Source organism: Streptomyces sp. ML-6 (genome assembly GCF_030116705.1).
In the GTDB taxonomy this organism is placed as follows: Bacteria; Actinomycetota; Actinomycetes; order Streptomycetales; family Streptomycetaceae; genus Streptomyces.
Genome location: NZ_JAOTIK010000001.1, coordinates 2278892 through 2305072, shown reverse-complemented (window position 1 = coordinate 2305072; position 26181 = coordinate 2278892). Strand labels below are relative to the sequence as shown.

Sequence of the window (26181 nt, the reverse complement as noted above, 5' to 3'; positions counted from 1 at the left end):
AAGCAAGTCGGCACCCTCGGGAGCGGTACTTCGTGATTTCGAAAGCCATGCGCTTGGCTCGGGTGGGCAGCGGTTCGGAGCTGGTCGCCGCGCTCCTGGTGGCTCTGGGGTTCCCGTGCATAATGCTCGCGGCAATACTCCCCAATCTCTGGTTCTTCGCCGCGGCCGCTGCGATCACCTATCTCGCGGACCGGTATCTGCACCATTGCGGCAGCTATCTGATCAACCGGCTCGCCGCGGTCCGGGCCGGGCTTTCGATCCGCTTCCTGGTCCGTCAGCTGCTGCTCATCCTGCTGCTCTCCCGCATGGGGTACGGCGAGGAGCCGCTCTTCTACGTGACGGTCGCCTGTCTGCTGGCGTTCTACGGACTCCAGGCGCCGCAGAGCACCATCGTCACGCTGATCAGGCTGCGGCGTAAGCTGCCGGTGGCCACCCGCAACATCGATCTCGCAGCGGTGCGGATCTCGGACGCCCCGCCGCAGAGCCTGATGAGCAGGCCCGCGGAGAAGATGCTGCACCTGGACGCCTTCTCCATGGTGGGCGTGCTGGTCGCGGTCGAGACCGGGGTGGACGGCATCGCCTATGCGGGCCTCGGCCTGACGCTGGCGCTGGCACTCGTCTACCTGCTGCTCCTCCTGCCGTACATCCGTCCGAAGCGGCTCGTGAGCTCCGCGGACAAGGTGCTGGAGGCGGTGGACGCCTGGCTGGGCGAGTACAAGCCGACCGTGGTCCTCTACTTCTCGGGGTCCAAGGAGTCGGCCTACCAGGCCAACATGTGGCTGGAGACCATGGCCCAGGTCGAGGGCCGACCGATGATCCTGCTGCGCGAGCGCAACATCCTGCCGCAGCTCGCCGAGACCTCGGTGCCGGTGCTCTGCGTTCCCGGTGGCGTGCACCTGATGAACCTGGACCTGTCGTCGGTGCGGGTCGCGCTCTACGCGGCCAATGTCGGCAAGAACATCCACCTGCTCCGGGTGCCGACCATGAAGCACGTCTTCATCGGCCACGGCGACAGCGACAAGATCGCCAGCGTCAACCCGTACAGCAAGGTCTACGACGAGGTGTGGACCGCGGGCCGGGCCGGCCGCGACCGTTACGCGCTGGCCGACGTCGGTGTGCGCGACGAGGACATCGTGGAGGTGGGCCGCCCGCAGCTGGCCACCATCCAGTCGTGGTCCGGTACACAGCGCAACCCGATCCCCACCGTGCTGTACGCCCCCACCTGGGAGGGCTGGGACGACAACCCGGGCAACACCTCCCTGCTGCTGGCCGGCGAGAACATCGTCAGGCGGCTGCTGGAGGCCGAGCGGCCGGTCCGGCTGCTGTACAAGCCGCACCCCTTCACCGGCACCCGCAGTGCCAGGGCCAAGGCGGTGCACCAGCGCATCACCGCGATGATCGAGCAGGCCGCCGCCGCACGCGTCACCGACCCCCGCTGGGCCGAGCAGGCGGCCGCCGGGCGGGGCGAGCGGGACGAGGCGCGGGCCGAGATGGCCCGTATCGAGGCACGGCTGGCCGAGCTGGCCGGTGGCGGGCGCGTCGCACGGGACGAGGCGGAGCTGTCCCGCGACTCGCTGGCCGACCCGGCCCGCGAGGCCGAGACCGCCCGGCTCAGGGACGAGTGGAACGCGGCGTCCTGGCGGTCGCAGGGCTGGTGGGAGCACCGGGTCATCACCGGTGCTCAGATGCGGCTGTACGACTGCTTCAACGAGTCGGACGCCATGGTCTCGGACATCTCCAGCGTGGTGTCCGACTTCATCGCGAGCGGCAAGCCCTACGCGGTCACGGACTCGGCCGAGCTGGGCGAGGAGGAGTTCCGCCGGCAGAACACCGCGGTGCGTGCCGCGGTGATCCTCTCCAACTCGGCGGCCGAGCTGGACGAGCTGCTCACCGCGGTGACGGATCCGGCCTCGGACGCGCTGGCGGATGCCCGCCTGGAGCTGAAGCAGTACCTCCTCGGTCCGGACGAGCCCACCTCGATCGTGCAGTTCAACACGGCGGTGAAGGCGCTGGCGGCCAGGTCGGAGGCGCGGAACGCCGGGGTGAACAAGAGCCTGGGCGAACCGGTGAGTGGCTGAAAGTCAACCATCTGCATTACATGATTGAGCAAGGCCCGGCATAGCCCTCGAAGGGTTGCGCCGGGCCTTTGTGATGAGTATCACCATTTGGCCGTGTGGCGTGGAACAACCAACGGGTGGGTCGGGCTGTCTTCTGTTTGTGTGAACGAGACGCAAATTCCTGACGTGACCGTCGTTGTCGGTGCATATGAGGCAATGCCCTACCTCATTCGCTGTCTCGAATCGGTGGAGGCACAGACCATCGGCGCCGACCGGATCGAAATCGTCGCGGTCGACGACGGCTCCACCGACGGCACAGGGGAGTACCTGGAGGAGTTCGCGGCCAGATCGAAGGTCCCGACCAGAGTGGTCAGGCAGAAGAATTCCGGTGGACCCAGCGGTCCGCGGAATGTGGGAATCGGTATGGCCCGGGGTCGTTACGTCTTCTTCCTGGACGCGGACGACTACTTCGGCGAAGAGGCCCTGGAGCGGATGGTGGCCATGGCGGACCGGGCCGGCACCGATGTGGTGCTCGGCAAGGTGGTCGGCGTGAACAGGGGGGCGCCCCAGTCCATGTGGCGGGCCACGAAGGAACGCGTCGACGTCTACAACTCCAAGGTCATTTACACCCTGAGCGCGCAGAAGCTCTTCCGGCGCGAACTCCTGGAACGTCTCTCCCTGCGGTTCGACGAGAATCTCAGGACCGGTGAGGACGCCCTCTTCACGATGGAGGCGTATCTGCGCGGATCCGGCGTCTCGGTGATCTCCAATTACGTCTGCTATTACCTGGTGGGCCGTGAGGACGGGAAGCATGTCACCAAGAGCGGCAACTACGAATGGCGTTTCGATGCGATGCGCGCCATGATGGCGCTCATCCACCGTCTCGAACCCGCGGGGCCGAAGCGGGATTTCCTGATGGTCCGGCCCTTCACGGTCGGAATGCTCCAGCAGTTCGGCCCCGTCGTGCTGCGGGAATCCGAGGAAGTTCGTCGGCACAAGATGGAACTCGCGGCTCCGCTGATGGCCACGTACTGGGACGACGGCGTGGCCCGGCTGATCAAGGTGTCGGAGCGGCTGCGTCTGGCCTGTGTGGCACTGGGCCGGACGGATCTGCTCGTCGAGATGGTGCGCTACCTCCGGGCGAAGACGATCCCGGAGGTGGTCGCCTCCCGCGACGGCCGGACGCTCTACCTCGCGTACCCGTACTTCCGCGACAAGTCGGCCGGTCTGGCCGATTCCAACTACGAGGTCACGGTGCCGGACTGGCACGACGGCAAGCGCATCGAGCAGCCGAAGGCCGCCGCCCGCCGGGCCTCGCTGTCCCGCCGGGTGGTCCGCAGAATGCGCCGCGACATGCGGCGCTGGAAGGAGCGGCTGCACGCGGGATGACGGCCGCTCGCGCCCTGCGCGGAGCCGACGGCCAGAACCGGCCGATCCGCCGGAGAACACGCGGAGAAGCAACAGGGAAGCATCAGTAAAATCGTTCGGACGTCGCGCCCGCGACAGGACCGACAGATCGTTATGGGGACTGCTCACGTGAAGGCTCTCGTACTATCCGGAGGGGCCGGCACCCGCCTGCGTCCCATCACACACACCTCGGCCAAGCAGCTGGTGCCCGTGGCGAACAAGCCCGTGCTGTTCTACGGGCTGGAAGCCATCGCGGAAGCGGGCATCACCGAGGTCGGCATCATCGTGGGCGACACCGCGCCCGAGATCCGCGAGGCGGTCGGTGACGGTTCCGCGCTCGGCATCGAGGTCACGTATATCCCGCAGGAGGAGCCGCTCGGCCTCGCCCACGCGGTGCTGATCGCCCGGGACTTCCTGGGCGACGACGACTTCGTCATGTACCTCGGCGACAACTTCATCGTCGGCGGGATCACCGGGCTGGTGGACGAGTTCCGCTCGGACCGGCCCGACGCGCAGATCCTGCTGACCCAGGTGCCCAACCCGACCTCCTTCGGCGTCGCGGAACTCGACGCCGCGGGCCGGGTGGTGGCCCTGGAGGAGAAGCCGAAGGAGCCCAAGAGCGATCTGGCGCTCGTCGGCGTCTACCTTTTCACCCCCGCCATCCACGAGGCCGTCCGCTCGATCGAGCCGTCCTGGCGCGGCGAGCTGGAGATCACGCACGCCATCCAGTGGCTGATCGACCAGAAGCGCGACGTGCGGTCCACCACGATCCGCGGCTACTGGAAGGACACCGGCAACGTCACCGACATGCTGGAGGTCAACCGGACCGTCCTGGAGGCCGTCGAGCCGTTCCAGGAGGGCGCCGAGGTCGACGCGGACAGCGAGATCATCGGCCGGGTCCGGATCGAGCCGGGCGCCAAGGTCAGCGGCAGCCGCATCGTCGGGCCCGCGATCATCGGCGCCCGTTCGGTGATCAGCGGCGCGTACGTGGGCCCGTTCACCTCGGTCTCGGAGGACGTCCGCATCGAGGACAGCGAGATCGAGTACTCCATCGTCCTGCGGGGCGCCTCCATCGCGGGTGTCCGTCGCGTCGAGGCGTCGCTCATCGGCCGCGACGTCGAGGTGACCCCCGCCCCCCGTTCCCCGTCCGCCCACCGACTCGTGCTCGGCGACCACAGCAAGGTGCAGATCTCCTCATGACCACCAACATCCTGGTGACCGGCGGCGCCGGCTTCATCGGCTCGCACTACGTCCGTACGGTGCTCGGCCCCCAGGGCCCCGGCGACGTCGCCGTCACCGTGCTCGACAAGCTCACCTACGCGGGCAACCCGGCCAACCTCGACGAGGTGCGCGACCACCCCGGCTTCAGGTTCGTCCAGGGCGACATCTGCGACCCGGAGCTGGTCGCCAAGCTGATGGCCGAGCACGACCAGGTGGTGCACTTCGCCGCCGAGTCCCACGTGGACCGTTCCATCGACGGCGGCGCCGAGTTCGTCCGCACCAACGTCGTGGGCACCCACACCCTGATCCACGCCGCGCACCTGGCCGGCATCAAGACCTTCGTGCACATCTCCACCGACGAGGTCTACGGCTCGATCGACGAGGGTTCCTGGCCCGAGACCCACCCGCTCGCGCCCAACTCGCCGTACTCCGCGGCCAAGGCGTCCAGCGACCTGATCGCGCTCTCGTACCACCGCACCCACGGCCTCGACGTGCGGGTGACCCGCTGCTCCAACAACTACGGGCACCACCACTTCCCCGAGAAGGTCATTCCGCTCTTCGTCACCAACCTGCTGGACGGCGGGACCGTCCCGCTCTACGGCGACGGCGCCAACGTCCGCGACTGGCTGCACATCGACGACCACGTCCAGGGCATCGAGCTGGTCCGCACCAAGGGCCGGGCCGGCGAGGTCTACAACATCGGCGGCGGCACCGAGCTCTCCAACAAGGAGCTCACCCAGCTGCTGCTGGACGCCTGCGGTGCCGACTGGGACACCAGCGTCACCTACGTCGAGGACCGCAAGGGCCACGACCGCCGCTACTCGGTCGACTGCACCAAGATCCGTGAGGAGCTCGGCTACGAGCCCCGCAAGGACTTCCGCACCGGCCTCGCCGAGACCGTGCAGTGGTACCGCGACAACCGCGCCTGGTGGGAGCCGCTGAAGGAGAGGGCCGCCCTGTGAGCGCCGTCTGGCTGGTCACCGGGGCCGGCGGGATGCTGGGCCGGGACGTCCTGGCCCGGCTCGCCGCCGAGGACGTCACCGCGGTCGCCGCGGACCGGGCGGCCGTCGACGTCGCCGACCCCGCGTCGGTGCGCGCTGCCTTCGAGGAGCACCGCCCCGCCGTCGTGGTGAACTGCGCCGCCTGGACCGCGGTCGACGACGCCGAGTCCCAGGAGGACGCCGCGCTGCGGGTCAACGGCACGGGTCCGGCCGTCCTCGCCGAGGCGTGCCGCGAGTACGGTGCCGTGCTCCTCCAGGTCTCCACCGACTACGTCTTCGCCGGCGACGGCGAGAAGCCGTACGCCGAGGACGACCCGACCGCACCGCGCAGCGCCTACGGCCGCACCAAGCTGGTCGGCGAGCAGGCCGTGCTGAGCACCCTGCCGGACACCGGCTACGTGGTCCGCACCGCCTGGCTGTACGGCGCGGGCGGCGGCAACTTCGTCCGTACGATGATCAAGCTGGAGGGCGTCAAGGACACCCTCGACGTGGTGGACGACCAGCGCGGTCAGCCCACCTGGACCGTCGACCTGGCCGACCGACTGGTCCGGCTCGGACTGGCCGCCCTCGCGGGCACCGCCCCCGCCGGTGTCTACCACGGCACCAGCGGCGGCGAGACGACCTGGTACGGCTTCACCCGGGAGATCTTCCGGCTCCTGGGCACCGACCCGGCCCGCGTCCGCCCCACGACCAGCGAGGCCTTCGTGCGGCCGGCGCCCCGGCCCGCGTACAGCGTGCTGGGCCACGACGGCTGGGCACGGGCCGGGATCGAACCGGTCCGGGACTGGCGGGCGGCATTGGAGGAGGCGTTCCCGGCGCTCCTTGCCGCCGAGCGGCCATGATCACGAATTGGTCCGGCAGACGGTCGAATCCCGTCAAATTTCAAAGATGTTCGCAACGAGGGTTTGCATAAGGGAGAACGCTTACATCGCAGGATGGTCATAAGGTAACTTCGCCGGGAACCGGACCAGTTGGTTTCCTTCGAAGGGCTGCTCCCCGTGAACCGCCACGAGTTCCTGCGCCATCTGCACCGCATCTACCGTCCTCGGAACTATCTGGAGATCGGGGTCAACGACGGCAGAAGCCTGGCCCTCTCGCGGGTCCCTTCCGTCGCCGTCGACCCCGCCTTCCGGGTCGTGACGGACATCAGCTGCGACGTCCACCTGGTCAGGGCGACGAGTGACGCCTTCTTCGCCCGCAAGGACCCGCTGCTGCACCTGCGCAACGGCCGCAACCCGTTCCGCGCGCTCGCCCGCCGGGACCCGCTCAACCTGATGGGCGGGGACCCGAAGCTGGAGCTCTCCTTCATCGACGGCATGCACCTCTTCGAGTACGCGCTGCGCGACTTCATGAACGTGGAGAAGCACTCCCGCTGGTCGAGCGTGATCGTGCTGGACGACATGCTGCCCCGCGACGTCGACGAGGCGGCCCGCGACCGGCACACCAAGTACTGGACCGGCGACGTGTACAAGGTGGCGCAGGTGCTGCGCCGCTACCGCCCCGACCTGGTGGTCGTCGAGGTGGACACGGAACCGACCGGGGTGGTCGTGGTGTTCGGCGCCGACCCGGGGAACACCGTCCTGAAGAACGCGTACGACAAGATCATCGAGGAGTACGTCGTACCCGACCCGCAGGACGTGCCCGAGGAGGTGCTGGTGCGCAAGAACGCCGTCCGGCCCGAGGCGCTGCTCCGCGCCGACTTCTGGCCGGCCCTGACCCGCGCCCGCAACCTGCACCGCCCGCGCTCGGCCTTCGCCCCGGTGCGCTCGCGCATCAAGAGGGTGACGGGCTGACCGCAGAGTGACGGGCCGGCCGCGGAGTGAGGGGCCGGCCGCCCCTCTCCGACAGCACGGAGCCCCTGCGACCCGTACGGATCGCAGGGGCTCCGGCGTTCTCCCGCCCGGGCTCAGCCGCGGGCGCGCAGCTGCGCGTAGTACTCCTGGCACGCCTCGTACGAGGGCAGCAGGCCCTGCGCCTCCGCCTCGGCCAGCGAGGGCGCCGCGGCGTCCTTGTCGGACAGCAGCGGGGTGAGGCCCTGCGGCCACTCGATGCCCAGCTCGGGGTCGAGCGGGTTGATGCCGTGCTCGCGGCCGGGCGAGTAGCCCTCGGAGCACAGGTAGGCGACCGAGGCGTCGTCCGTCAGCGCCATGAAGGCGTGGCCGAGCCCCTCGGCGAGGTAGACGGAGTGGTGGTCGACGTCGTCGAGCCGGACGGCCTCCCACTGCTTGTACGTGGGGGAGCCGACCCGGATGTCCACGATCACGTCGAGCACCGCGCCGCGCACGCACTTGACGTACTTGGCCTGGCTCGGCGGCACGTCGGCGAAGTGCACGCCGCGCAGCGTCCCCCGGCTGGAGACGGAGAAGTTCGCCTGCGCGAGCCGCAGCGTGTGCCCGACGGCCTCGCTGAGCTCCGAGGCCTTGAACCACTCGTGGAAGCTGCCGCGGCTGTCCGGGAAGACCTTGGGTTCATGCACCCAGGCTCCTGCGATGGAGAGCTGCCGCATGCGATCACGTCCTTGTTCTGTGGCCGGTGGCCGAGGTGTTCGGCCGGTGTCTGCTGGTGGGAAGCGTACGGCGGTACGCGGTGGGGTCAGCCGGTGATCCGGGCGGCGAGGCGCCGCGCCCGCTTGCGGCCCTTGGCCGGAAGCCTGCGGACGATCGGGCCGCCGACGGCACGCAGCGCCCGGCGCAGCTTCGCCTTCCTGCGCTTGGCGGTGATCCCGTGCATGACCCCGGCATCGATCGCGGGCAGGCTCTGGGGAACGGTGATCCGGCCGCCCTTGCCCACGGTGACGTCGCAGAGGTGGAACGCGGGGTTCTTCTCGCCGTCCAGCCGGACCGAGAGCTTCCAGGTGCCGGGCGCGACGCCCGGGGCGTGCTCGGGCACCGTGAGGTGGGCCCGTCCCGCGGTGGGGCGCAGGGTGGTGCGGAGCTGGTGGGTGGGCCCCTCCGCCCCGTCCGCCGGGCTCAGAACGAGCACGGTCGCGGAGGGTGCGGTGTTGGACCCGGTGAAGAGGTCCAGGCGCAGATCGGTGGGGCCGTTGCCGGGGGATCGCCGGACCGGGCGGCCTTCGAGGTAATCGGCCAGCTTCTTGGAGCGGCGGGCGACATCGAGGGTGATGTTGCCGTGCGGGTCGGTGAAGTACGGGATGACGGCGCGGGCCGGCGAGCCGAGCGAGGCGGGCAGGCAGTCGGCGTCCACCGCAGGGTCGCGGTCGGCGCCGAGCCGTGCCTTGCGGACCAGGCCCAGACCGCGCAGCGGTACCCAGACGTCCCAGAAACCGCGGGAGACCCGGCCGCGGCCCCCGGCCGCCTCCGAGCCGATCTGGCCGCTGCCGTGCAGGACGACCTCGCAGACGTCGTCGCCGAGTTCCTCGACCCGCGCGGTGAACTGCGCGGGGCAGGACCACTCGACGGCCGTCTCGCGGTTGCGCAGCGCCAGCTCGGCGGAGAACCCGTTCATGTCGTCGGTGACGTCCAGGAGCTCACCCTCCGGCAGCAGCCCCTCGGTGATCTCGGGGTGCAGGAAGTAGCGCCCGTCGCGACGGAGCAGGGTCAGCGGAGCCTGGTCGTCGCCGTGGACGAGCCGGCCGCTGATGGTGAGGTCGATCTTGCCGTCCGGACGCCAGGCGAAGCCCTCCAGGCGGGCCGCGGCCTTGACCGAGGCGGCGAACCGGGAGATCCGGACGAGGCCCTGACGGTCGTTGTTGCGCAGCAGGGTCGAGCGCAGCCGCAGCACGGGGCCGAGCCCGTCGTGCACCCCGTCGTCCATGAAGTCGGACGCCAGGTCCTGGACGGCGTCGCACATCTCGTCCAGATACTCAGGGGCGTACTTGAGGACCGCGGGCTCGCTGAGGCGGCCGAGCATCTCGACGCGGTAGAAGCGCCGCAGCAGCATGTCGCGGAAGGCACCGGGCTCGGTGTTCTCCACGACGACGTCGAGGACCTCGCGGAGGTTGCCGTAGTAGCCGGACGGGACGATCTTCGCGGAGCCGGCGTTCTGGCCGTCGTCCCGGCGGGAGTAGTAGTAGCAGGTGTAGTTGCCGAGGATCGATACGACCTTGGCGGGGAAGTATGCCTGCATCATGTAGAGCTGGTCCTCCAGGCGCCGCTTGCCCTCGGGGTAGGCGATGCCGTTCTCGCGGAGGAACTCCGTGCGGAACATTTTGTGTGGCGTGAGGCTGTCGTACAGCGGGGCGTCACGCAACGTGCACTTCTCGCGGTTCTTCTTGAACACGCCGTGGGGAACACCGCGGAAGTTGCTCGCCACCTTCCCGATGACGATGTCCGAGCCGTTGCGGTGACCCATGGCGTACAGACGTTCCAACGCGCCGGAAGCGAGGTAGTCGTCCTGGTCGACGAACTGGACGTACTCACCCTTCGCCTCGTCCACGCCGATGTTGCGGGGCTTCCCCGGCCAGCCGGAATTGGGGATGGTGATCACGCGGAAATGCGGGTGCTCACCAGCCAGCTTCTCGAGCCGCTCGCGAGTGTCGTCCGTCGAGCCATCGTTGACGAAGAGGACTTCGAACTCCCCTGCCGGAAGGGTCTGCCGCAGAAGCGAGTCGATGCAGGGGTCGATGTACTTGCCCGGGTTGTACACAGGAATGACGACACTTACTTTGACTGGCATTGCTGCTGTCCCACTGTCTGTAGAAGTCCCTCTGGCGGCGGCTGACGCGGGCCCGTGCCGCTGAAAACGGGCATGGTGAGCCGCCCGCCGTGCACCCTATCGACTGTTAGATGATCCAGGCGCCTCGATGGTTGCCCACCCGGACCGCCATGATTCCGCCAATCATGACCGGATGCCCTCACGAGTTTCGGAGGAGTGTTCCGTATTACATGACTCCTTTGTGCGGCGGGCCGGGGAAGTGTGGAAGCGGAGGACGCCGATCCGCTCTTCCGGAACCGGGATCAGGCCCTCCCGCAGCCGGACCGGGCAGGTCCAGGGAGCGGAACGCCCGAGCGCCGTCGCCGCCGCTCGCGTAGATTGCGGGGGCCGGGCGAGAGGCCGAATCATTGGGGATGGACGTGTCAGGGGCAAGGCAGGGCGTTGCAGAGGCCCGCAGGATCGTGGTCAAGGTCGGTTCCTCCTCCCTCACCACCGCGGCGGGCGGCCTCGACGCGGACCGGGTCGACGCGCTCGTCGACGTACTGGCCAAGGTGCGCAGCGGCGGGGAACGCGAGATCGTGCTCGTCTCCAGCGGCGCCATCGCGGCCGGGCTCGCCCCCCTCGGGCTGGTCCGCCGGCCCAAGGACCTGGCCCGCCAGCAGGCCGCCGCCAGCGTCGGCCAGGGGCTGCTCGTCGCCCGCTACACCGCCTCCTTCGCACGGTACGGCGTACGCGTCGGCCAGGTGCTGCTGACCAGCAACGACACCAGCCGCCGCGCCCACTACCGCAATGCCTGCCGCACCCTCGACCAACTGCTGGACATGGGCGCGTTCCCGATCGTCAACGAGAACGACACCGTCGCCACCGACGAGATCCGGTTCGGCGACAACGACCGGCTCGCCGCGCTCGTCGCCCACCTCGTCCGCGCCGACCTGCTGGTCCTCCTCTCGGACGTCGACGGCCTCTACGACGGCGACCCCAGCACCCCGGGCACCGCCCGGGTCGCCGAGGTGACCGGCCCGGCGGACCTCGCGGGCGTCACCATCGGCAGCGCCGGGAAGGCCGGCGTCGGCACCGGCGGCATGGTCACCAAGGTCGAGGCCGCCCGGATCGCCACGGCCGCCGGGGTCCCGGTCGTCCTCACCTCGACGAGCCGGGCCGCGGACGCCCTGGCCGGACGGGACACCGGCACGTACTTCCACCGCACCGGACGCCGCTCGGCCGACCGGCTGCTCTGGCTCGCCCACGCCTCCACCCCGCAGGGCTCGCTGACCCTCGACGACGGGGCGGTGCGCGCGGTCGTCGAGCGTCACAGCTCGCTGCTGCCCGCCGGGATCGCCGGGGTCGAGGGAGAGTTCACGGCCGGTGACCCGGTAGAGCTGCGCGACCTGGGGGGCAGGCCGGTGGCGCGCGGACTCGTCAACTTCGACGCCAAGGAGATCCCGCAGCTGCTCGGCCGGTCCACCCGCGACCTGGCGCGGGAACTCGGCCCGGCCTACGAGCGCGAGATCGTACACAGGGACGATCTGGTCGTACTGCACCCCTGACGGCCCCTGAAACGGCTGAAAGTCCGGTCCCGCACCGGAGACCTTCCCGAAAACCACCCCATCCCCGGCCGAGGACTGGTCAACTTTGTAGCGGGACACAAACGGGGTACAGCACAGCGAACGCATTCACAGGAGGCCGCCGGTGAGACGAGCGCGCCCGGGGGCGCCGCCCCGAGGAACGGCCGGCCGGGCCCTGACCAGCGTCGGAGCGGGAGCCGATTTCGAGGGCGGCGGGTCCGCGGATCCCGAGGAGAACCGGCCCGCCGGCCCCGGACCGACGGCGGTGAAGGAACCCGCGCCCGAGACGGCGAGGACGGAACGCACCCCGTCGAAGCTGTGGCACATCACGCTCAGCGTCTCGGGCGGGGCCGTGCCCCTGGAGGAGGTCAGACGCGGGCTCGAACAGCTCGCGCACGACCACCCCTTCCTGCTGACCAGCAGGTACGCCGACGACCACGCGGAGATCCGCTACTGGGAAGAGGCCCGCGACCTGCACGACGCGGCGGCCGTCGCACTGCGGCTGTGGGGAGAGCACCGGTCCACCGCCCGGCTGCCGCCCTGGGAGATCGTCGGCCTGGAGGTCATCGACCGCGAGACGTACCACCAGCGCGTCGCGGAGGGATACGGGCCGCCCCCGGCCGCCCCGGTGGGAGTGCACCCCTACTGACCCCGCCGCGACGGGCGGCGGGGGAGTTGTCTCGCATCACGGGATACGGGCCGGATGCCCGCAGTGTGCGCACTACCCTGCGGGCATGACCACGCTCTCGCCGTACGACAACATGTCCCCGGTCGCCCAGGCCGCCTACCGGGCCCGCTCCGCCGCCGCCGACATCGCGCCGCTGCCCCGCGCGGCGAAGGACGACGCGCTGCTGGCCGTCGCGGACGCGCTGGAGGTGCGGACGGGCGAGATCGTCGCCGCCAACGCCGAGGACGTCGCCCGCGCCCGCGAGGCCGGGACCAGCGAGTCGATCATCGACCGGCTCACCCTCACCCCCGAGCGGATCCGCGCCATCGCCGCCGACGTGCGGCAGGTGGCGGCGCTGCCCGACCCGGTCGGCGAGGTCGTCCGCGGCTCGACGCTCCCCAACGGCATCGACCTGCGCCAGGTCCGGGTGCCGCTCGGCGTGGTCGGCATCATCTACGAGGCCCGGCCCAACGTGACGGTCGACGCCGCTGCCCTCTGCCTGAAGTCCGGCAACGCCGTCCTGCTGCGCGGCTCGTCCTCCGCGTACTCCTCCAACGCCGCACTCGTCCGGGTGCTGCGGGACGCGGTCGGCGGCTCGGGCCTGCCTGCCGACGCGGTGCAGCTGGTACCGGGCGAGAGCCGCGACTCGGTACGGGAACTGATGCGGGCCCGCGGCCTCGTCGATGTCCTCATCCCGCGCGGCGGCGCCTCGCTGATCCGCACGGTGGTCGAGGAGTCCACCGTGCCCGTCATCGAGACCGGCACCGGCAACTGCCACGTCTACGTGGACGCGGAGACCGACCTCGACATGGCCGTGGAGATCCTGATCAACTCCAAGGCGCAGCGCCCGAGCGTCTGCAACGCCGCCGAGACCCTCCTGGTGCACCGGGACGTCGCCGACCGGTTCCTGCCCAGGGCCCTGGACGCGCTGGCCGACGCGGGCGTGACCGTGCACGGCGACGAGCAGGTGCTCGCGCACGCCGGGGGGACCAGAGCCACCGTGGTGGCGGCGACGCCGGAGGACTGGGAGACCGAGTACCTCTCCTACGACATCGCCGCGGCCGTCGTGGACTCGCTGGACGCGGCCGTCGCCCACATCCGGCTCTGGTCCTCCGGCCACACCGAGGCGATCGTGACCACCTCCCAGGCGGCGGCCCGCCGCTTCACCCAGTTGGTGGACTCCACGACGGTGGCCGTGAACGCGTCCACCCGCTTCACCGACGGCGGCCAGTTCGGCTTCGGCGCCGAGATCGGCATCTCCACGCAGAAGCTGCACGCCAGGGGCCCGATGGGGCTGCCGGAGCTCACCTCGACGAAGTACATCGTCACGGGCGACGGCCACGTGCGGTGACCTTCCGGAGCCGGTGAATGTTGCGGGCTCCCTGCCCAGAACGACCCGGCGGGGCTAGTCTGGAGCCGTGCCGGACGACGTGGGGGGCAGGCCGTTCCCGGACGGCTGGGAGCCCGACGACGACCGCGGGGGCGCGGACGAGGACTTCGCCTCCGTGGTGTTCGACGAGGACTTCGTACGGGCCGCCGAGATCCATGAACCGACTGCCGTGGAGCGGCTGCTGGCAGCCGCCCAGGCCCGCGCCGAGGCCGAGGCTTCCCGGGCCCGCGCGGGCGGCGCCCCGCTGGACGAGGACCTCCACGACGAGGGATACGGTCCGGGCGGCACATACGGCCGCCACGGTCCCCACGACGACTTCCCGGACCCCGACGACCCCTACGGGCGGCACGGCGGCACCCTGCGCCCCTACCGGAGTTCCGCGCGCTGGCACCGGCCGGTGGCCTGGCTGCTCGCGGTGCTGATGGGCCTCGGCATGATCGCGCTCGCCTTCAGCGCCGTCTACCGCAACGCCTCGGGCAGCCGCCAGGACCCCGCCCCGCCGCCCGCCACGACCGGGGTGGACAGCGCCCCGGGCCCCGGAGCCGCCCCCTCCGCCGTCACGGACCACCCCCGGCCCACAGCCTCCGCGGCGCCCCGCACGGGCTGACGGGCCCGTACCCCCTCCCGGGGCACCGAGGACGCTTGCGCACCTCGTACGGGATCACACACCGCGAGCGGCCGGACGCACACATTCCGGAGTGATGCCCCCTCGGAGGCGACTGCGCCCCCTGCGCCCGGGCCGTTCCCCTTGGTCGTGAATCCGGTGGCGTGCCCGAAGATCCCGGGGAAGCCCACAGCCGGTTCTTCGCCACTGGGCGTTTACCCCGGCCCCGATCGACCTACCCTGAAAGTGTGACCCCTCTCACCGAGGGGGCTTCTCGCTCGTCCGCATATGCGCAACCCGCGCACCATGCGTAGCTGTGCGACACCCGCCGTGCAGCCGTGCGACGTCATGCGAACCCATGACGGGCAGGCCCTGTCCGAAGCCGTTCGGCCGAAGCAGAGCGAAGCGTTCCGGCCCGCCCGGTGACGTGGAGTCGGGAGAAGCCATGGCAGGCCACGGAGAACCGCCAGAAGGTCCGCCCGAGAACCCGGCGGGCGGAAGTGAGGACGAGTACCGGTCACTCGTCTTCGACGAATCGTTCGTGCGCGCTGCCCGGCTGCAGGAATTCTCCGCCCAGGAGCGTCTGACCGATCACGCCCCCGCCGTGCGCAGCCTGCCGTCCCGCCGCTTCCGCGCCGGTTCCAGGGCCCTCGTCGCCCTGCTCCTCCTGATCGCCCTGGCCTTCGGGACGGCCGTGTACATGGGCCTTCGCCACCCCTACCAGCCCCCTGCCGGCAGGCGGGCCGAGCCCATGAGGTCGACCGTCGTGCCCTTGGCGCCCCAGGGCGCCGTACCCGGCGGAACGGCTGCCGGGCTTCTCGCGAAGAGCCCCGCGGCGCAGTTCGAGAAGGGGGCCGCGGGCATCAACCTGCCGGTGCTCAGGCGGACGGACAACTTCTCGGTCAACCAGGTGGAGGTGGCCCTGGACACGGCCAAGGACTACCTGGTGGCGTCCTCGCTCGACCCCGACGTGCTCACCGGCGGTGTCGTGCGCCCGGTGCAGATGCTGCTCGACCCCGACCAGACCACCCAGTTCGAGCAGAGCGTCGACCACCCGGTCGACGACGGCCGGCACGCCGCGACCGGGTGGCTGGTGCGGTTCGACCCGGCGAAGGTGGCGCTCGCCGGTCCGGACATACGCGTCCGGGGCACCCTGAGCTACGCCGAGGAGGGGTCCGACACACTGGAGGTGGTGTCGGACCACACCTTCACCTACACGCTCCGCCCGGCCGGTGCGGGCCCCCGGGCGGCGGACGACGCCTCACTCTTCACCGTGCGACGCGAGCTGCACTTCCGCTTCGACCGGGAGGACCTGCGACTGCACCGGCTGGAGGTGCGCACCAGCTACGTCCAGGCCGGGCCGCAGTCGTGCCCCACGGACAACACCGGTGCGCTGCAGCCCCTGCTCGCCGGGCAGCACGCCTCCCATCGCGGCCCCGCGGGCACCGACCCGTACGCGACGGGCCGCCCCGCGGCGGCGCTCTGCGGCACCCTGAAGGCCGACGTCCTCCAGCAGCAGCCCCCGGCCCGGTCCGCGGCCCCTCAGGACCCCTGAGCCCCTTCCGGCCCCGCCGACCCGTTGGTGTCGTCGTTCCCGGCGCTCCTGCCGGCCGTGCCCCCGCCCTGGCCGGTGAACTTGTCGCGGAGCTTGCCGCCCAGGTCCCCGGCACCGCCCGCTATGTCGCCGACCAGCTTCATCAGAGGGTCCTTGCTGGTGCGCACCGTGTCCGCGTAGTGGGTCGCGGACTCGCGGAAGGAGTCCGTCACCGAGGTGTCCTTGTCCTCGTCGCGCCGCGGGTAGTGGCCGTCCATGATCCGCTGGTAGTCGCGGGTCTCGGACCACTTCTTCAGCTCGGCCGCGCGGACCGTGGTGAACGGGTGGGAGCGGGGCAGCAGGTTGAGGATCTTGAGCACCGAGTCGCGCAGGTCGCCGCCCTTCTCGTACTCGTCGGCCTGGGCGAGGAAGGCGTCCACGTTCATCTCGTGCAGGTGGTTGCCTCCCGCGATCTTCATCAGACCGCGCATCGAGGCCTGAAGATCCTGGCCGACGAGCAGTCCGGCCCGGTCGGCCGACAGCTCCGACTTGCGGAACCATTCGCGCAGCGCCGTCACGAGCGCCATGATCGCGACGTTGCCCAGCGGGATCCAGGCGACCTTCAGGGCGATGCTGGTGAGGAAGAGCAGGATCGTGCGGTAAACGGCGTGGCCGGAGAGGGCGTGCCCCACCTCGTGGCCGATGACGGCCCGCATCTCCTCCTCGTCGAGCAGCTCCACCAACCCCGTCGTCACCACGATGATCGGCTCGTCGAGGCCGATGCACATGGCATTGGGCTGCGGGTCCTGATTGACGTACATCGGAGGGACCTTCTCCAGGTCCAGGATGTAACAGGCATCCCGCAACATGTCGTTGAGGTGGGCGAACTGGGCGTCGCTCACCCGGACGGAGTCGGAGAGGAAGAGGAGTCGAAGGCTGCGTTCGGGCAGCAGACCGCTCAGCGTCTTGAAGACGGTGTCGAAACCGCTCAGCTTGCGCAGGGCCACCAGGGCCGAGCGGTCCGCCGGGTGTTCGTAGGCCCGGGACGAGATGCCCGTGAAGCGCCTGCGCTGCCTGCTGGGCACGTTCTCGTGGCTGTGTTCGGTCATGGATGGCCCCCTGTTCGTACGAGACGTCGCTCGCCCCCTGACACACCCCAGCGTAGGTGCTGGGGCTACGGTGTGCGGGGGGCTGTGGATAACAGAGGAGACGCCCGACATGCCGCAAACCGTTGCTCTGCTCGCCGCCGCATCCGAGGAGCATGGACCTGGCAACACGCTCCGTGTCGTGCTGCTCGTCTCGCTCGTCGGAGCCGCTCTGCTCGGCTGGTTCCTGCTGCGCGGGTACCGCAACGACGACAACAACGACTGAGTCGGCGTGAGCGTGCCCGGGGCCCCCGCATACGATGTGCGCGACGTCTTCCTTCCGACTCCCGATCGATAGGTCCTGCCGAAGATGAGCCTCACGAGCACCGCACACCAGCTGGTCACTCTCGCCTCCGAGGGCGGCGAACTCGGTGGCAACCACGAAAGCCTCAACCCGTACCTCACCGGAGGCGGCGCGTTCGTCGTGCTGATGCTCCTGTTGTGGATCACCACACGCTTCAACCGCGACCGCTGAGACAGAGGCGTACAGCTGTGCCAGTAGGCTCTGCACGCATGGGAGAGCAGGAAGTGCCTACCGGCCGCGAAAAGCGCCGACTCGGCGTGATGGGCGGGACGTTCGACCCGATCCATCATGGACACCTGGTGGCGGCCAGCGAGGTGGCCGCCCAGTTCCACCTCGACGAGGTGATCTTCGTCCCGACCGGGCAGCCGTGGCAGAAGAGCCACAAGCACGTCTCCCCGGCCGAGGACCGCTATCTGATGACGGTCATCGCTACGGCGTCCAACCCGCAGTTCTCCGTCAGCCGGATCGACGTCGACCGCAGCGGCCCCACGTACACCATCGACACGCTGCGGGACCTGCGCGCGATCCATGGTGACGCCGACCTCTTCTTCATCACCGGTGCCGACGCGCTCTCCCAGATCCTCACCTGGCGCGACGCCGACGAACTGTTCTCGCTCGCCCACTTCATCGGTGTGACCCGGCCGGGGCACGTGCTCACGGACGTGGGCCTGCCGGAGGGCGGCGTCTCCCTCGTGGAGGTTCCCGCGCTCGCCATCTCCTCCACGGACTGCCGTGAGAGAGTCGCGCAGGGGGACCCGGTCTGGTATCTGGTGCCGGACGGCGTGGTCCGCTACATCGACAAGCGCCAGCTGTACCGCGGCGAATGAGCGACGCAGAGGGGCACCGGTGAACGACCAGCAGAACCCGTACGACCCGTACTACCAGCAGCCGCAGGTCATCGGCTACGACGAGTACGGGCAGCCGGTGTACCAGCAGGCGGGTCAGCAGGCGTACGACCCGTACGCCTCCCAGCAGCCCCACCAGCAGGCGCAGCAGCCCCACCTGCAGAACGGTCAGCAGACCGACCCGGGGTACGGGTACGACCCGTACGCCCAGCTCCAGGCCCCGCAGCAGTACTTCCAGCAGCAGCCGTACGACCCGTACGCCTCCCAGCAGCCCCAGCAACCGGGTTACGACGGCTATGACGGTTACGGCTACGACACCGGCCGGCAGCCCGCCGCGGTCGACACCACCCAGCAGTGGAACGTTCCGCAGCAGGCGAGCGCGCAACCGGTCCCGCCGGCGCAGGCACCGCCCATGCCGCCCGCGCCCGCCCCGGCCCCGCGGGAACCCGAGCCCGAGCCGGAGTCCGAGCCCCGCTTCGACGCCGGGCCGGAAGCGGCCGTCCCCGGGCAGCGCCGCGCCGACCACGACTACCGCACCGAGCAGTTCTCCTTCATCGAGGAGCCCGACGAGGACTCCGAAGACGTCATCGACTGGCTGAAGTTCACCGAGAGCCGCAGCGAGCGGCGCGAGGAGGCGCGGCGCCGCGGCCGCAACCGCATGGTCGCGCTGATAGTCGTGGTGGCCCTGGTCGTGGTCGGCGGCGTCGGCTATCTCTGGTCCGCCGGAAAGATTCCCGGTCTGTCCGACTCGGAGAAGGACAACACGGCGTCGGCGGGCCCGCAGCAGCGGGACGTCATCGTGGTCCACCTGCACAACACCAAGAAGGGCGGCACCTCCACGGCACTGCTCGTCGACAACGTGACGACCAAGCAGGGAACCACGGTCCTGCTGCCCAACTCGCTCATGGTCGCCAACGAGGAGGGCGCCACGACCACCCTCGGCAAGTCGGTCGAGGACGACGGCGCCACCGGTACCCGCGACTCCATCGACGGGTTGCTCGGCACCGACATCGGCGGTACGTGGCGACTCGACACCCCTTACCTGGAGACCCTCGTCGACCTGGTCGGCAACATCGAGATCGACACCGACACCGATGTGCCCGACTCCAAGAAGGGTGCTTCACCTCTGGTGAAGAAGGGCGAGTCACAGACCCTGAGCGGCCGGATGGCCGTCGCGTACGCCACCTACCAGGGGCCCGGCGAGACCGAGGCGAAGCAGCTCATGCGGTTCGGGGAGGTCATGCGGAGCGTGCTGCGGAAGATCTCGGGCGACCCGAAGGCCGCCACGGTCACCGTGCAGACGCTCGCGCAGATCCTCGACCCCTCGCTCCCCGAGAAGGACCTCGGGGCCTCCCTGGCGAAGCTCGCCCAGCACGCCAAGGTCGGCGACTACAAGACGACCGTGCTGCCGGTCCAGCCGGACGGCACGCTCACCGACGAGGCCACCGAGAACGTCGTCAAGGACGTTCTGGGCGGCACGGTGAAGGCCCCGGCCGCGGGTGCCGTGGTACGGGTCGACGTCAAGAACGCCACCGGTGACAAGGAGGGCGTGGCATCCGCCCGGATCAAGCTGGTCAACGGCGGCTACGCCTTCGTCGACGGTGGTACGACCGGGACCATGCCGTCGTCCGAGGTCATCCACAGGACCGCCCAGGACAAGGAGAAGGCGGTGCAGGTCGCCAAGACCCTGGGTCTGCCGGCGGAGGCGGTGAAGCAGGGCAAGCCCGCCGCCAACGTGGACGTGTCCGTCGTGCTCGGCCAGGACTACAAGATCAAATGACCCGGACCTCGCCGTCCGGGCGGTGCTGATCCGGCACTCGAACGTTCATTGCGTGGGCTGTCGGCGGTCCGTGAGACCCTAGAGGTTGATCTGACCGCCGACGAAAGCCTGCTTGTGACCGCCACGGACCGCTCCATCGAGCTCATCAACGCCGCCGCCCAGGCGGCCGCCGACCGGCTCGCGCACGACATCATCGCGTACGACGTCAGCGACGTGCTGTCGATCACGGACGCCTTCCTGCTGGCCTCGGCCCCCAACGACCGCCAGGTCAAGTCGATCGTCGACGAGATCGAGGAGCGGCTCCAGAAGGAGCTCGGCGCCAAGCCGGTGCGCCGCGAGGGCGACCGGGACGCGCGCTGGATCCTCCTCGACTACGTCGACATCGTCATCCACGTCCAGCACAGCGAGGAGCGCGTCTTCTACGCGCTGGAGCGCCTGTGGAAGGACTGCCCCGAGATCGCGCTCCCCGAGGACGCGGTCAAGACCCGCGGCAAGGCCGAGGAGCACGCCAAGCTCACCGGCGGCACGGAAGGTGAGCAGAGCTGAGCGGCGGCAAGAAGGGCCGGGGGCGCAGGATCGTCCTCTGGCGGCACGGCCAGACGGCCTGGAACCTGGAGCGCCGGTTCCAGGGCTCCACGGACATCGCGCTCACCGAGGTCGGAGTCGGGCAGGCCCGGCGGGCCGCCCGGCTGCTCGCCTCGCTGAAGCCGGACGCGATCGTCGCCTCCGACCTCCAGCGTGCGGCGGCCACGGCCGCCGAGCTCGCCGCGCTCACCGGCCTCGGAGTCGCGCACGACGCGGGACTGCGCGAGACCTACGCGGGCGCCTGGCAGGGCCTCACGCACGAGGAGATCGTCGGGCAGTACGGCGAGCAGTACGCCGCGTGGAAGCGCGGCGAGCCCGTGCGGCGGGGCGGCGGCGAACTGGAGACCGAGGTCGCCGACCGGGCCGCTCCGGTCGTGCTCGAACACGCCGAGAAACTGCCCGAGAACGGCACGCTCGTCGTGGTCAGCCACGGTGGCACCATCCGTACCACCATCGGTCGGCTGCTGGGGCTGGAGGCGCACCACTGGGAAGGACTCGGCGGGCTCTCCAACTGCTGCTGGTCGGTGCTGGGCGAGGGCGCGCGCGGCTGGCGCCTGCTGGAGCACAACGCCGGCACGCTGCCGGAGCCGGTGCTCGGCGACGACACCTAGGTGCCTGTGACTCCGGACCCGGTACCTGGGACCCGGTACCTGGGACTCGGCACCCGGGAACCGGATGGCCGGGGACCGGCCGGGAGGTCGTCCGCCCCGGTTCGGTTCATCCGGGGGCGGTCCGCGCCGATTCCGGTCCGGGCCTCATTCCGGTTCCGGGGCGCCGATGCCCCGCTCCCGGAGCCGAGGCGGGGCGGCGGACGGAGGCCCGCCCCGGCCCCCGTCGGCCGGATTTCACTTTCTGGCAGGTCACAGGCTAGAGTTCTTCTTGTTCGCGGCGCGGAAACGCAGAGAAACACAGCGAGCAGCGGGGCTATAGCTCAGTTGGTAGAGCGCCTGCATGGCATGCAGGAGGTCAGGAGTTCAATTCTCCTTAGCTCCACAATCAAGATCCCGTCCCTGTCAGGGGCGGGATCTTCTCGTTCTTCCACCGCTCGACGCCTCCGGCGGCCTTCCGTCGGCCGGGCGCGCTTCCCGGTCCGCCGCCTGACCGATCGTCACCCTTGCCGTGTCCCTCCACGGCCGTTTCTGCGCACGGGAGTTGCCGGGTGCTGCCGGTACCGGTGTCGGCGGACGTGTGTTCCGAGGGCGCCGTTGCGCTCTCCGGGGCGGGCGCGGGTACGGGGTTCCCGCCTCGTCGTCGACCCGCCGGATCCTCGACGGGCTGTCCCTCTTGCGGGGTCATGGCAGAATCGGAACGCCGGAGGGGGCGACGGACCGAACGGGAGGGAGCGCGATGCCTGCGAGCCGCCAAGAGGTCCCGGACCTGCTCCTTGTCCCCGAAGCCCCTGCGGCCCCCCCGACCCCCGAAGCATCTGTCGCCCCCGGACGTCGCGTCCGCGTCCGGGCCCGCCGCCGTGCCGTCGGTCCGCCCCGTGCGGTCCGGGTGCGCGGGGGTACCGCCGGCGCTCGTCGTGCGTGTACCGCCCGCGGCCGGACCCGGAGCTGACCCATGGGTGCACACAGGCGGAAATGTGACTGGTGCGGCAGTGGCACACCCATCGTCAGGGACATGGATCCGATCAATCCGGAGTACCAGTACTGGTGCGAGGAGTGTGCGCGGGCGCTGATCATAAAAGGCGACCCGATCGAGACCTACCGGGAGCTGGAAGGGGAGCCGATCTACGGACGGCTGCTGGAGGAGCACTGCACCCTCAAGCGCTTCTACTCCTTCGCCACGGCGTGACCCCTCCGGTGGCGCCGATCGGCCCCGATCGGCCCCGATCGGCGCCGACCCGGGTACCGCAGAACCGGTCAAATCCATGCGACCGGGAAACGATTTGGTGGAGTGGCGGGGTCACCGGTAATGTTCTCGATGTCGCCGGGGAAACCGGGCGGCACACAGCAAGGGGCTATAGCTCAGTTGGTAGAGCGCCTGCATGGCATGCAGGAGGTCAGGAGTTCAATTCTCCTTAGCTCCACAGTGAAGAAGAAGCGGGTCACTCACAAGAGTGGCCCGCTTCTTCGTTTCCCTGAACAGGTGTGTCCGGGGGGCGTTCTCCGGTTTTCCCGGTGCCCACCCCCTTCGGGGGTGCAGGAGGGCGGGTGGCTCTTCCGGACGCTCCGTCGCGTCTTCCCGGTGGCCCTCCGTCGCGCGGACGTCTCTGTTCCGGTCTCACGGTTCGGTTGTGCCCGGCCCGGTTCCGGACCCGTGCGGTACCCTGGCGCCATGCGTGCCGTACGCCTTCTGCTTAGCGAGCCGCGCTGATCAGTCCCGACCGGTGAGAATGCCTGGCCGGAATCAGCGCGGCGTCCCCTCCTGTGCGAGGGGATTTTTCGTTTCCGTGGACGAGGGTCCGTGAACGTGGACGCCGGCAGATGACGATCGATGGAGCTTTGAGGATCATGAGCGAGACGAATTCCGCAGCCGAGACGGCTGCGCCGCACCGCTACACGGCGGCGATGGCCGCCGACATCGAGGCACGCTGGCAGGACTTCTGGGACGCCGAGGGCACGTACGAGGCGCCGAACCCGACCGGTGACCTGGCGGGCGATCCGGCACAGGTCGCCAAGCCGAAGAAATTCATCATGGACATGTTCCCGTACCCCTCGGGTGCGGGCCTGCACGTGGGTCACCCCCTGGGCTACATCGCCACCGATGTTTTCGCCCGCTACCAGCGGATGACCGGGCACAACGTGCTGCACACCCTGGGCTTCGACGCCTTCGGCCTGCCCGCGGAGCAGTACGCCGTCCAGACCGGCACGCACCCGCGGGTCTCCACCGAGGCCAACATCGAGAACATGACCGCCCAGCTGCGCCGACTGGGTCTGGGCCACGACAAGCGCCGCTCGTTCGCCACGATCGAGTCGGAGTACTACAAGTGGACCCAGTGGATCTTCCTGCAGATCTTCAACTCCTGGTACGACACCGAGGCCGACCGGGCCCGCCCGATCGCCGAGCTGGTCGAACAGTTCGAGAACGGTTCGCGCCCCACCCCGGACGGCCGTGACTGGAGCGCCCTGAACGCCGTCGAGCGCGCGGACGTCCTGGGCGAGTACCGCCTGGCGTACGCCTCCGACGCGCCCGTCAACTGGTCGCCGGGCCTGGGCACCGTACTGGCCAACGAAGAGGTGACGGCCGACGGCCGTTCCGAGCGCGGCAACTTCCCCGTCTTCAAGGCCAAGCTGCGCCAGTGGAACATGCGCATCACCGCCTACGCCGACCGGCTGCTGAACGACCTGGACGGCCTGGACTGGCCCGAGGCCATCAAGCTGCAGCAGCGCAACTGGATCGGGCGCTCCGAGGGCGCGCGCGTCGACTTCCCGGTCGACGGTGCCGACAGCATCACCGTCTTCACCACCCGCCAGGACACCCTGTTCGGTGCCACCTACATGGTGCTGGCGCCCGAGCACGAGCTGGTCGAGCGGATCACCCCGGTCGCCTGGCCCGAGGGCACCCACCCGGTGTGGACCGGCGGTCACGCGACCCCGATCGAGGCCGTCACGGCATACCGCAAGCTGGCCGCCGCCAAGTCCGACGTGGAGCGGCAGGCCGAGGCCAAGGACAAGACCGGCGTCTTCACCGGCGCGTACGCGACCAACCCGGTCAGCGGCGAGAAGGTGCCCGTCTTCATCGCCGACTACGTGCTGATGGGCTACGGCACCGGCGCGATCATGGCCGTACCGGCGCACGATGCGCGCGACTTCGCCTTCGCGCGCGCCTTCGAACTGCCGATGCGCTGTGTCGTCGAGCCGTCGGACGACCGCGGTACGGACCCCTCGACGTGGGAGGACGCCTTCGCCTCGTACGAGGCGAAGCTGGTCAACTCCGCCAACGACGAGATCTCGCTGAACGGTCTGGGCGTCGTCGAGGCCAAGGCGAAGATCACCGAATGGCTGACGGAGCACGGCGTCGGCGAGGGCACCGTCAACTTCCGGCTGCGCGACTGGCTGTTCAGCCGCCAGCGCTACTGGGGCGAGCCCTTCCCGATCGTGTACGACGAGGACGGCATCGCCCACCCGCTCCCTGAGTCGATGCTGCCGTTGGAACTGCCGGAGGTCGACGACTACTCGCCGCGCACCTTCGACCCGGACGACGCCGACACCCAGCCCGAGACCCCGCTGTCCCGGAACGCCGACTGGGTCGACGTGACCCTGGACCTGGGCGACGGCAACGGCCCGAAGAAGTACCGCCGCGAGACCAACACCATGCCCAACTGGGCGGGTTCCTGCTGGTACGAGCTGCGCTACCTGGACCCGAACAACTCCTCGCAGCTGGTCGACCCGGCGATCGAGCAGTACTGGATGGGCCCGCGCGAGGGCCGGCCGGCCGGTGGTGTCGACCTGTACATCGGCGGTTCCGAGCACGCCGTCCTGCACCTGCTGTACGCCCGTTTCTGGTCCAAGGTGCTGTACGACCTGGGGCACATCTCGTCCGCCGAGCCGTTCCACAAGCTGTACAACCAGGGCATGATCCAGGCGTTCGTCTATCGGGACAGCCGCGGCATCGCGGTCCCGGCGGCCGAGGTCGAGGAGCGCGACGGAAAATTCTACTACCAGGGCGAGAAGGTCAGCCGGGTCCTGGGCAAGATGGGCAAGTCCCTGAAGAACGCCGTCACCCCGGACGAGATCTGCGCCGAGTACGGGGCGGACACGCTGCGCCTGTACGAGATGGCGATGGGCCCGCTGGACGTCTCGCGGCCGTGGGACACGCGCGCCGTCGTCGGCCAGTACCGGCTGCTGCAGCGGCTGTGGCGCAATGTCGTCGACGAGGAGACCGGCGAGGTCACCGTCGTGGACGCGGAGCCCGGCGAGGAGACGCTGCGCGCGCTGCACAAGGCGATCGACGGGGTCGGCCAGGACATGGCCGGAATGCGCTTCAACACGGCCATCGCCAAGGTCACCGAGCTGAACAACCACCTGACCAAGGCGGGCGGCCCGCTGCCTCGGTCCGTCGCCGAGTCGCTGGTGCTGCTGGTGGCCCCGCTGGCGCCGCACATCGCCGAGGAGCTGTGGCGCCGACTGGGCCACACCGAGTCGGTCGTGCACCAGGACTTCCCGGTCGCCGACCCCGCGTACGTCGTGGACGAGACCGTGACCTGCGTCGTCCAGGTCAAGGGCAAGGTCAAGGCCCGTCTGGAGATCTCCCCGTCGATCACGGACGAGGAGCTGGAGGCGCTGGCCCTGGCCGACCCGGCCGTGGTCGCGGCGCTGAACGGGGCGGGCATCCGCAAGGTGATCGTGCGGGCGCCGAAGCTGGTCAACATCGTCCCTGCGTGACGTGGGGTGGGTGACGCGTGACGTGTCCGATGTGTGTGGAGTGACGGTACGGACGCCCCTCGGGGGGCGCTGACCGGAGCACGGAGAGAGTGGGGGCGTTCCCCTACGGGCAGGTTGGGGGTTCCGAAGGAA

The 26181-nt window shown here is 69.9% G+C and carries 22 protein-coding genes and 2 tRNA genes; 21 read left to right on the top strand and 3 right to left on the bottom strand.

Translation table 11 applies throughout. The features are described from left to right. Positions 1–32 precede the first annotated feature (32 nt). From OCT49_RS10075 to OCT49_RS10050, 6 genes are all read left to right on the top strand, one after another. Positions 33–2078, top strand: coding sequence for a hypothetical protein (locus OCT49_RS10075; RefSeq protein WP_283851544.1), 2046 nt, complete (start codon positions 33–35; stop codon positions 2076–2078). Between the two features lie 141 nt (positions 2079–2219). Then, positions 2220–3446, top strand: coding sequence for a glycosyltransferase family 2 protein (locus tag OCT49_RS10070; RefSeq protein ID WP_283851543.1), 1227 nt, complete (start codon positions 2220–2222; stop codon positions 3444–3446). Between the two features lie 147 nt (positions 3447–3593). Continuing rightward, positions 3594–4664: a glucose-1-phosphate thymidylyltransferase gene (locus tag OCT49_RS10065; RefSeq protein WP_283851542.1), complete on the top strand. Its 1071-nt coding sequence runs from the start codon at positions 3594–3596 to the stop codon at positions 4662–4664. Continuing rightward, the gene (rfbB, locus tag OCT49_RS10060) at positions 4661–5647 is read left to right on the top strand and encodes a dTDP-glucose 4,6-dehydratase (RefSeq protein ID WP_148835122.1); all 987 of its coding nucleotides are present in this window, start codon (positions 4661–4663) and stop codon (positions 5645–5647) included. Before OCT49_RS10065 ends, rfbB begins: the two co-directional genes overlap by 4 nt. Positions 5648–5679: 32 nt before the next feature. Next, positions 5680–6528, top strand: coding sequence for a dTDP-4-dehydrorhamnose reductase (rfbD, locus tag OCT49_RS10055; RefSeq protein ID WP_502963457.1), 849 nt, complete (start codon positions 5680–5682; stop codon positions 6526–6528). Positions 6529–6684: 156 nt separating this feature from the next. Then, on the top strand, positions 6685–7479 hold the full coding sequence (locus OCT49_RS10050) for an O-methyltransferase (RefSeq protein ID WP_283851540.1): 795 nt from the start codon (positions 6685–6687) through the stop codon (positions 7477–7479). Positions 7480–7592: 113 nt separating this feature from the next. Here OCT49_RS10050 and rfbC read toward each other — a convergent pair whose 3' ends face one another. Both rfbC and OCT49_RS10040 read right to left on the bottom strand, forming a co-directional pair. Next, positions 7593–8192 (bottom strand): dTDP-4-dehydrorhamnose 3,5-epimerase, encoded by a 600-nt coding sequence (gene rfbC / locus OCT49_RS10045; RefSeq protein WP_283851539.1) that lies wholly within the window; start codon positions 8190–8192, stop codon positions 7593–7595. An 86-nt stretch (positions 8193–8278) separates the two neighbouring features. After that, positions 8279–10321 carry a glycosyltransferase family 2 protein gene (locus tag OCT49_RS10040; RefSeq protein WP_283851538.1) on the bottom strand — a complete coding sequence of 681 codons (2043 nt, stop codon included), beginning with the start codon at positions 10319–10321 and terminating at the stop codon, positions 8279–8281. Positions 10322–10761: 440 nt separating this feature from the next. On the opposite strand from OCT49_RS10040, the gene proB reads away from it, so the two are divergent. From proB to OCT49_RS10015, 5 genes are all read left to right on the top strand, one after another. Next, positions 10762–11847: a glutamate 5-kinase gene (gene proB, locus OCT49_RS10035; RefSeq protein ID WP_283855742.1), complete on the top strand. Its 1086-nt coding sequence runs from the start codon at positions 10762–10764 to the stop codon at positions 11845–11847. Between the two features lie 142 nt (positions 11848–11989). After that, positions 11990–12514 (top strand): DUF8830 family protein, encoded by a 525-nt coding sequence (locus tag OCT49_RS10030; RefSeq protein ID WP_283851537.1) that lies wholly within the window; start codon positions 11990–11992, stop codon positions 12512–12514. 85 nt (positions 12515–12599) lie between these two features. Further along, positions 12600–13883 (top strand): glutamate-5-semialdehyde dehydrogenase, encoded by a 1284-nt coding sequence (locus OCT49_RS10025; RefSeq protein WP_283851536.1) that lies wholly within the window; start codon positions 12600–12602, stop codon positions 13881–13883. A gap of 67 nt (positions 13884–13950) precedes the next feature. Next, positions 13951–14529, top strand: a complete 579-nt coding sequence (locus tag OCT49_RS10020) for an SCO2584 family spore wall biosynthesis protein (protein WP_283851535.1) — start codon at positions 13951–13953, stop codon at positions 14527–14529. A 442-nt stretch (positions 14530–14971) separates the two neighbouring features. Further along, positions 14972–16081 (top strand): SCO2583 family membrane protein, encoded by a 1110-nt coding sequence (locus OCT49_RS10015; RefSeq protein ID WP_283851534.1) that lies wholly within the window; start codon positions 14972–14974, stop codon positions 16079–16081. Here the strand turns inward: OCT49_RS10015 and OCT49_RS10010 are convergent. After that, entirely contained in the window at positions 16069–17169 is a 1101-nt protein-coding gene (locus tag OCT49_RS10010; protein ID WP_283851533.1) for a M48 family metallopeptidase, read from the bottom strand. The two genes, OCT49_RS10015 and OCT49_RS10010, sit on opposite strands and share 13 nt — an antisense overlap. 109 nt (positions 17170–17278) lie before the next feature. Here OCT49_RS10010 and OCT49_RS10005 point away from each other — a divergent pair, with 109 nt between their 5' ends. From OCT49_RS10005 to leuS, 10 genes are all read left to right on the top strand, one after another. Further along, positions 17279–17431, top strand: a complete 153-nt coding sequence (locus OCT49_RS10005) for a hypothetical protein (RefSeq protein WP_283851532.1) — start codon at positions 17279–17281, stop codon at positions 17429–17431. 84 nt (positions 17432–17515) lie between these two features. After that, the gene (locus OCT49_RS10000; protein WP_283851531.1) at positions 17516–17680 is read left to right on the top strand and encodes a hypothetical protein; all 165 of its coding nucleotides are present in this window, start codon (positions 17516–17518) and stop codon (positions 17678–17680) included. Between the two features lie 38 nt (positions 17681–17718). Then, positions 17719–18336: a nicotinate-nucleotide adenylyltransferase gene (nadD, locus tag OCT49_RS09995; RefSeq protein WP_283851530.1), complete on the top strand. Its 618-nt coding sequence runs from the start codon at positions 17719–17721 to the stop codon at positions 18334–18336. Positions 18337–18355: 19 nt separating this feature from the next. Continuing rightward, the gene (locus OCT49_RS09990) at positions 18356–20134 is read left to right on the top strand and encodes an LCP family protein (protein ID WP_283851529.1); all 1779 of its coding nucleotides are present in this window, start codon (positions 18356–18358) and stop codon (positions 20132–20134) included. Positions 20135–20248: 114 nt separating this feature from the next. Beyond that, the gene (gene rsfS / locus OCT49_RS09985) at positions 20249–20680 is read left to right on the top strand and encodes a ribosome silencing factor (RefSeq protein WP_283851528.1); all 432 of its coding nucleotides are present in this window, start codon (positions 20249–20251) and stop codon (positions 20678–20680) included. Further along, positions 20677–21330 (top strand): histidine phosphatase family protein, encoded by a 654-nt coding sequence (locus OCT49_RS09980; protein WP_283855741.1) that lies wholly within the window; start codon positions 20677–20679, stop codon positions 21328–21330. Before rsfS ends, OCT49_RS09980 begins: the two co-directional genes overlap by 4 nt. 309 nt (positions 21331–21639) lie before the next feature. After that, positions 21640–21712, top strand: a tRNA-Ala gene (locus OCT49_RS09975). Positions 21713–22282: 570 nt separating this feature from the next. Next, positions 22283–22516, top strand: a complete 234-nt coding sequence (locus OCT49_RS09970) for a hypothetical protein (protein ID WP_015608461.1) — start codon at positions 22283–22285, stop codon at positions 22514–22516. 162 nt (positions 22517–22678) lie between these two features. Continuing rightward, positions 22679–22751: transfer RNA gene (locus OCT49_RS09965), tRNA-Ala, on the top strand. Positions 22752–23175: 424 nt separating this feature from the next. Continuing rightward, positions 23176–26049: a leucine--tRNA ligase gene (gene leuS, locus OCT49_RS09960; protein ID WP_283851527.1), complete on the top strand. Its 2874-nt coding sequence runs from the start codon at positions 23176–23178 to the stop codon at positions 26047–26049. Positions 26050–26181: the final 132 nt, after the last annotated feature.

Excerpts from the sequence above, each read along its gene's own strand:
- rfbB (WP_148835122.1), top strand. The coding sequence starts at position 4,661 with ATGACCACCAACATCCTGGTGACCGGCGGCGCCGGCTTCATCGGCTCG.
- rfbD (WP_502963457.1), top strand. The coding sequence starts at position 5,680 with ATGCTGGGCCGGGACGTCCTGGCCCGGCTCGCCGCCGAGGACGTCACC.
- rfbC (WP_283851539.1), bottom strand. The coding sequence starts at position 8,192 with ATGCGGCAGCTCTCCATCGCAGGAGCCTGGGTGCATGAACCCAAGGTC.
- OCT49_RS10040 (WP_283851538.1), bottom strand. The coding sequence starts at position 10,321 with ATGCCAGTCAAAGTAAGTGTCGTCATTCCTGTGTACAACCCGGGCAAG.
- OCT49_RS10025 (WP_283851536.1), top strand. The coding sequence starts at position 12,600 with ATGACCACGCTCTCGCCGTACGACAACATGTCCCCGGTCGCCCAGGCC.
- OCT49_RS10015 (WP_283851534.1), top strand. The coding sequence starts at position 14,972 with ATGGCAGGCCACGGAGAACCGCCAGAAGGTCCGCCCGAGAACCCGGCG.
- OCT49_RS10010 (WP_283851533.1), bottom strand. The coding sequence starts at position 17,169 with ATGACCGAACACAGCCACGAGAACGTGCCCAGCAGGCAGCGCAGGCGC.
- OCT49_RS10005 (WP_283851532.1), top strand. The coding sequence starts at position 17,279 with ATGCCGCAAACCGTTGCTCTGCTCGCCGCCGCATCCGAGGAGCATGGA.
- OCT49_RS10000 (WP_283851531.1), top strand. The coding sequence starts at position 17,516 with ATGAGCCTCACGAGCACCGCACACCAGCTGGTCACTCTCGCCTCCGAG.
- nadD (WP_283851530.1), top strand. The coding sequence starts at position 17,719 with ATGGGAGAGCAGGAAGTGCCTACCGGCCGCGAAAAGCGCCGACTCGGC.
- OCT49_RS09970 (WP_015608461.1), top strand. The coding sequence starts at position 22,283 with ATGGGTGCACACAGGCGGAAATGTGACTGGTGCGGCAGTGGCACACCC.
- leuS (WP_283851527.1), top strand. The coding sequence starts at position 23,176 with ATGAGCGAGACGAATTCCGCAGCCGAGACGGCTGCGCCGCACCGCTAC.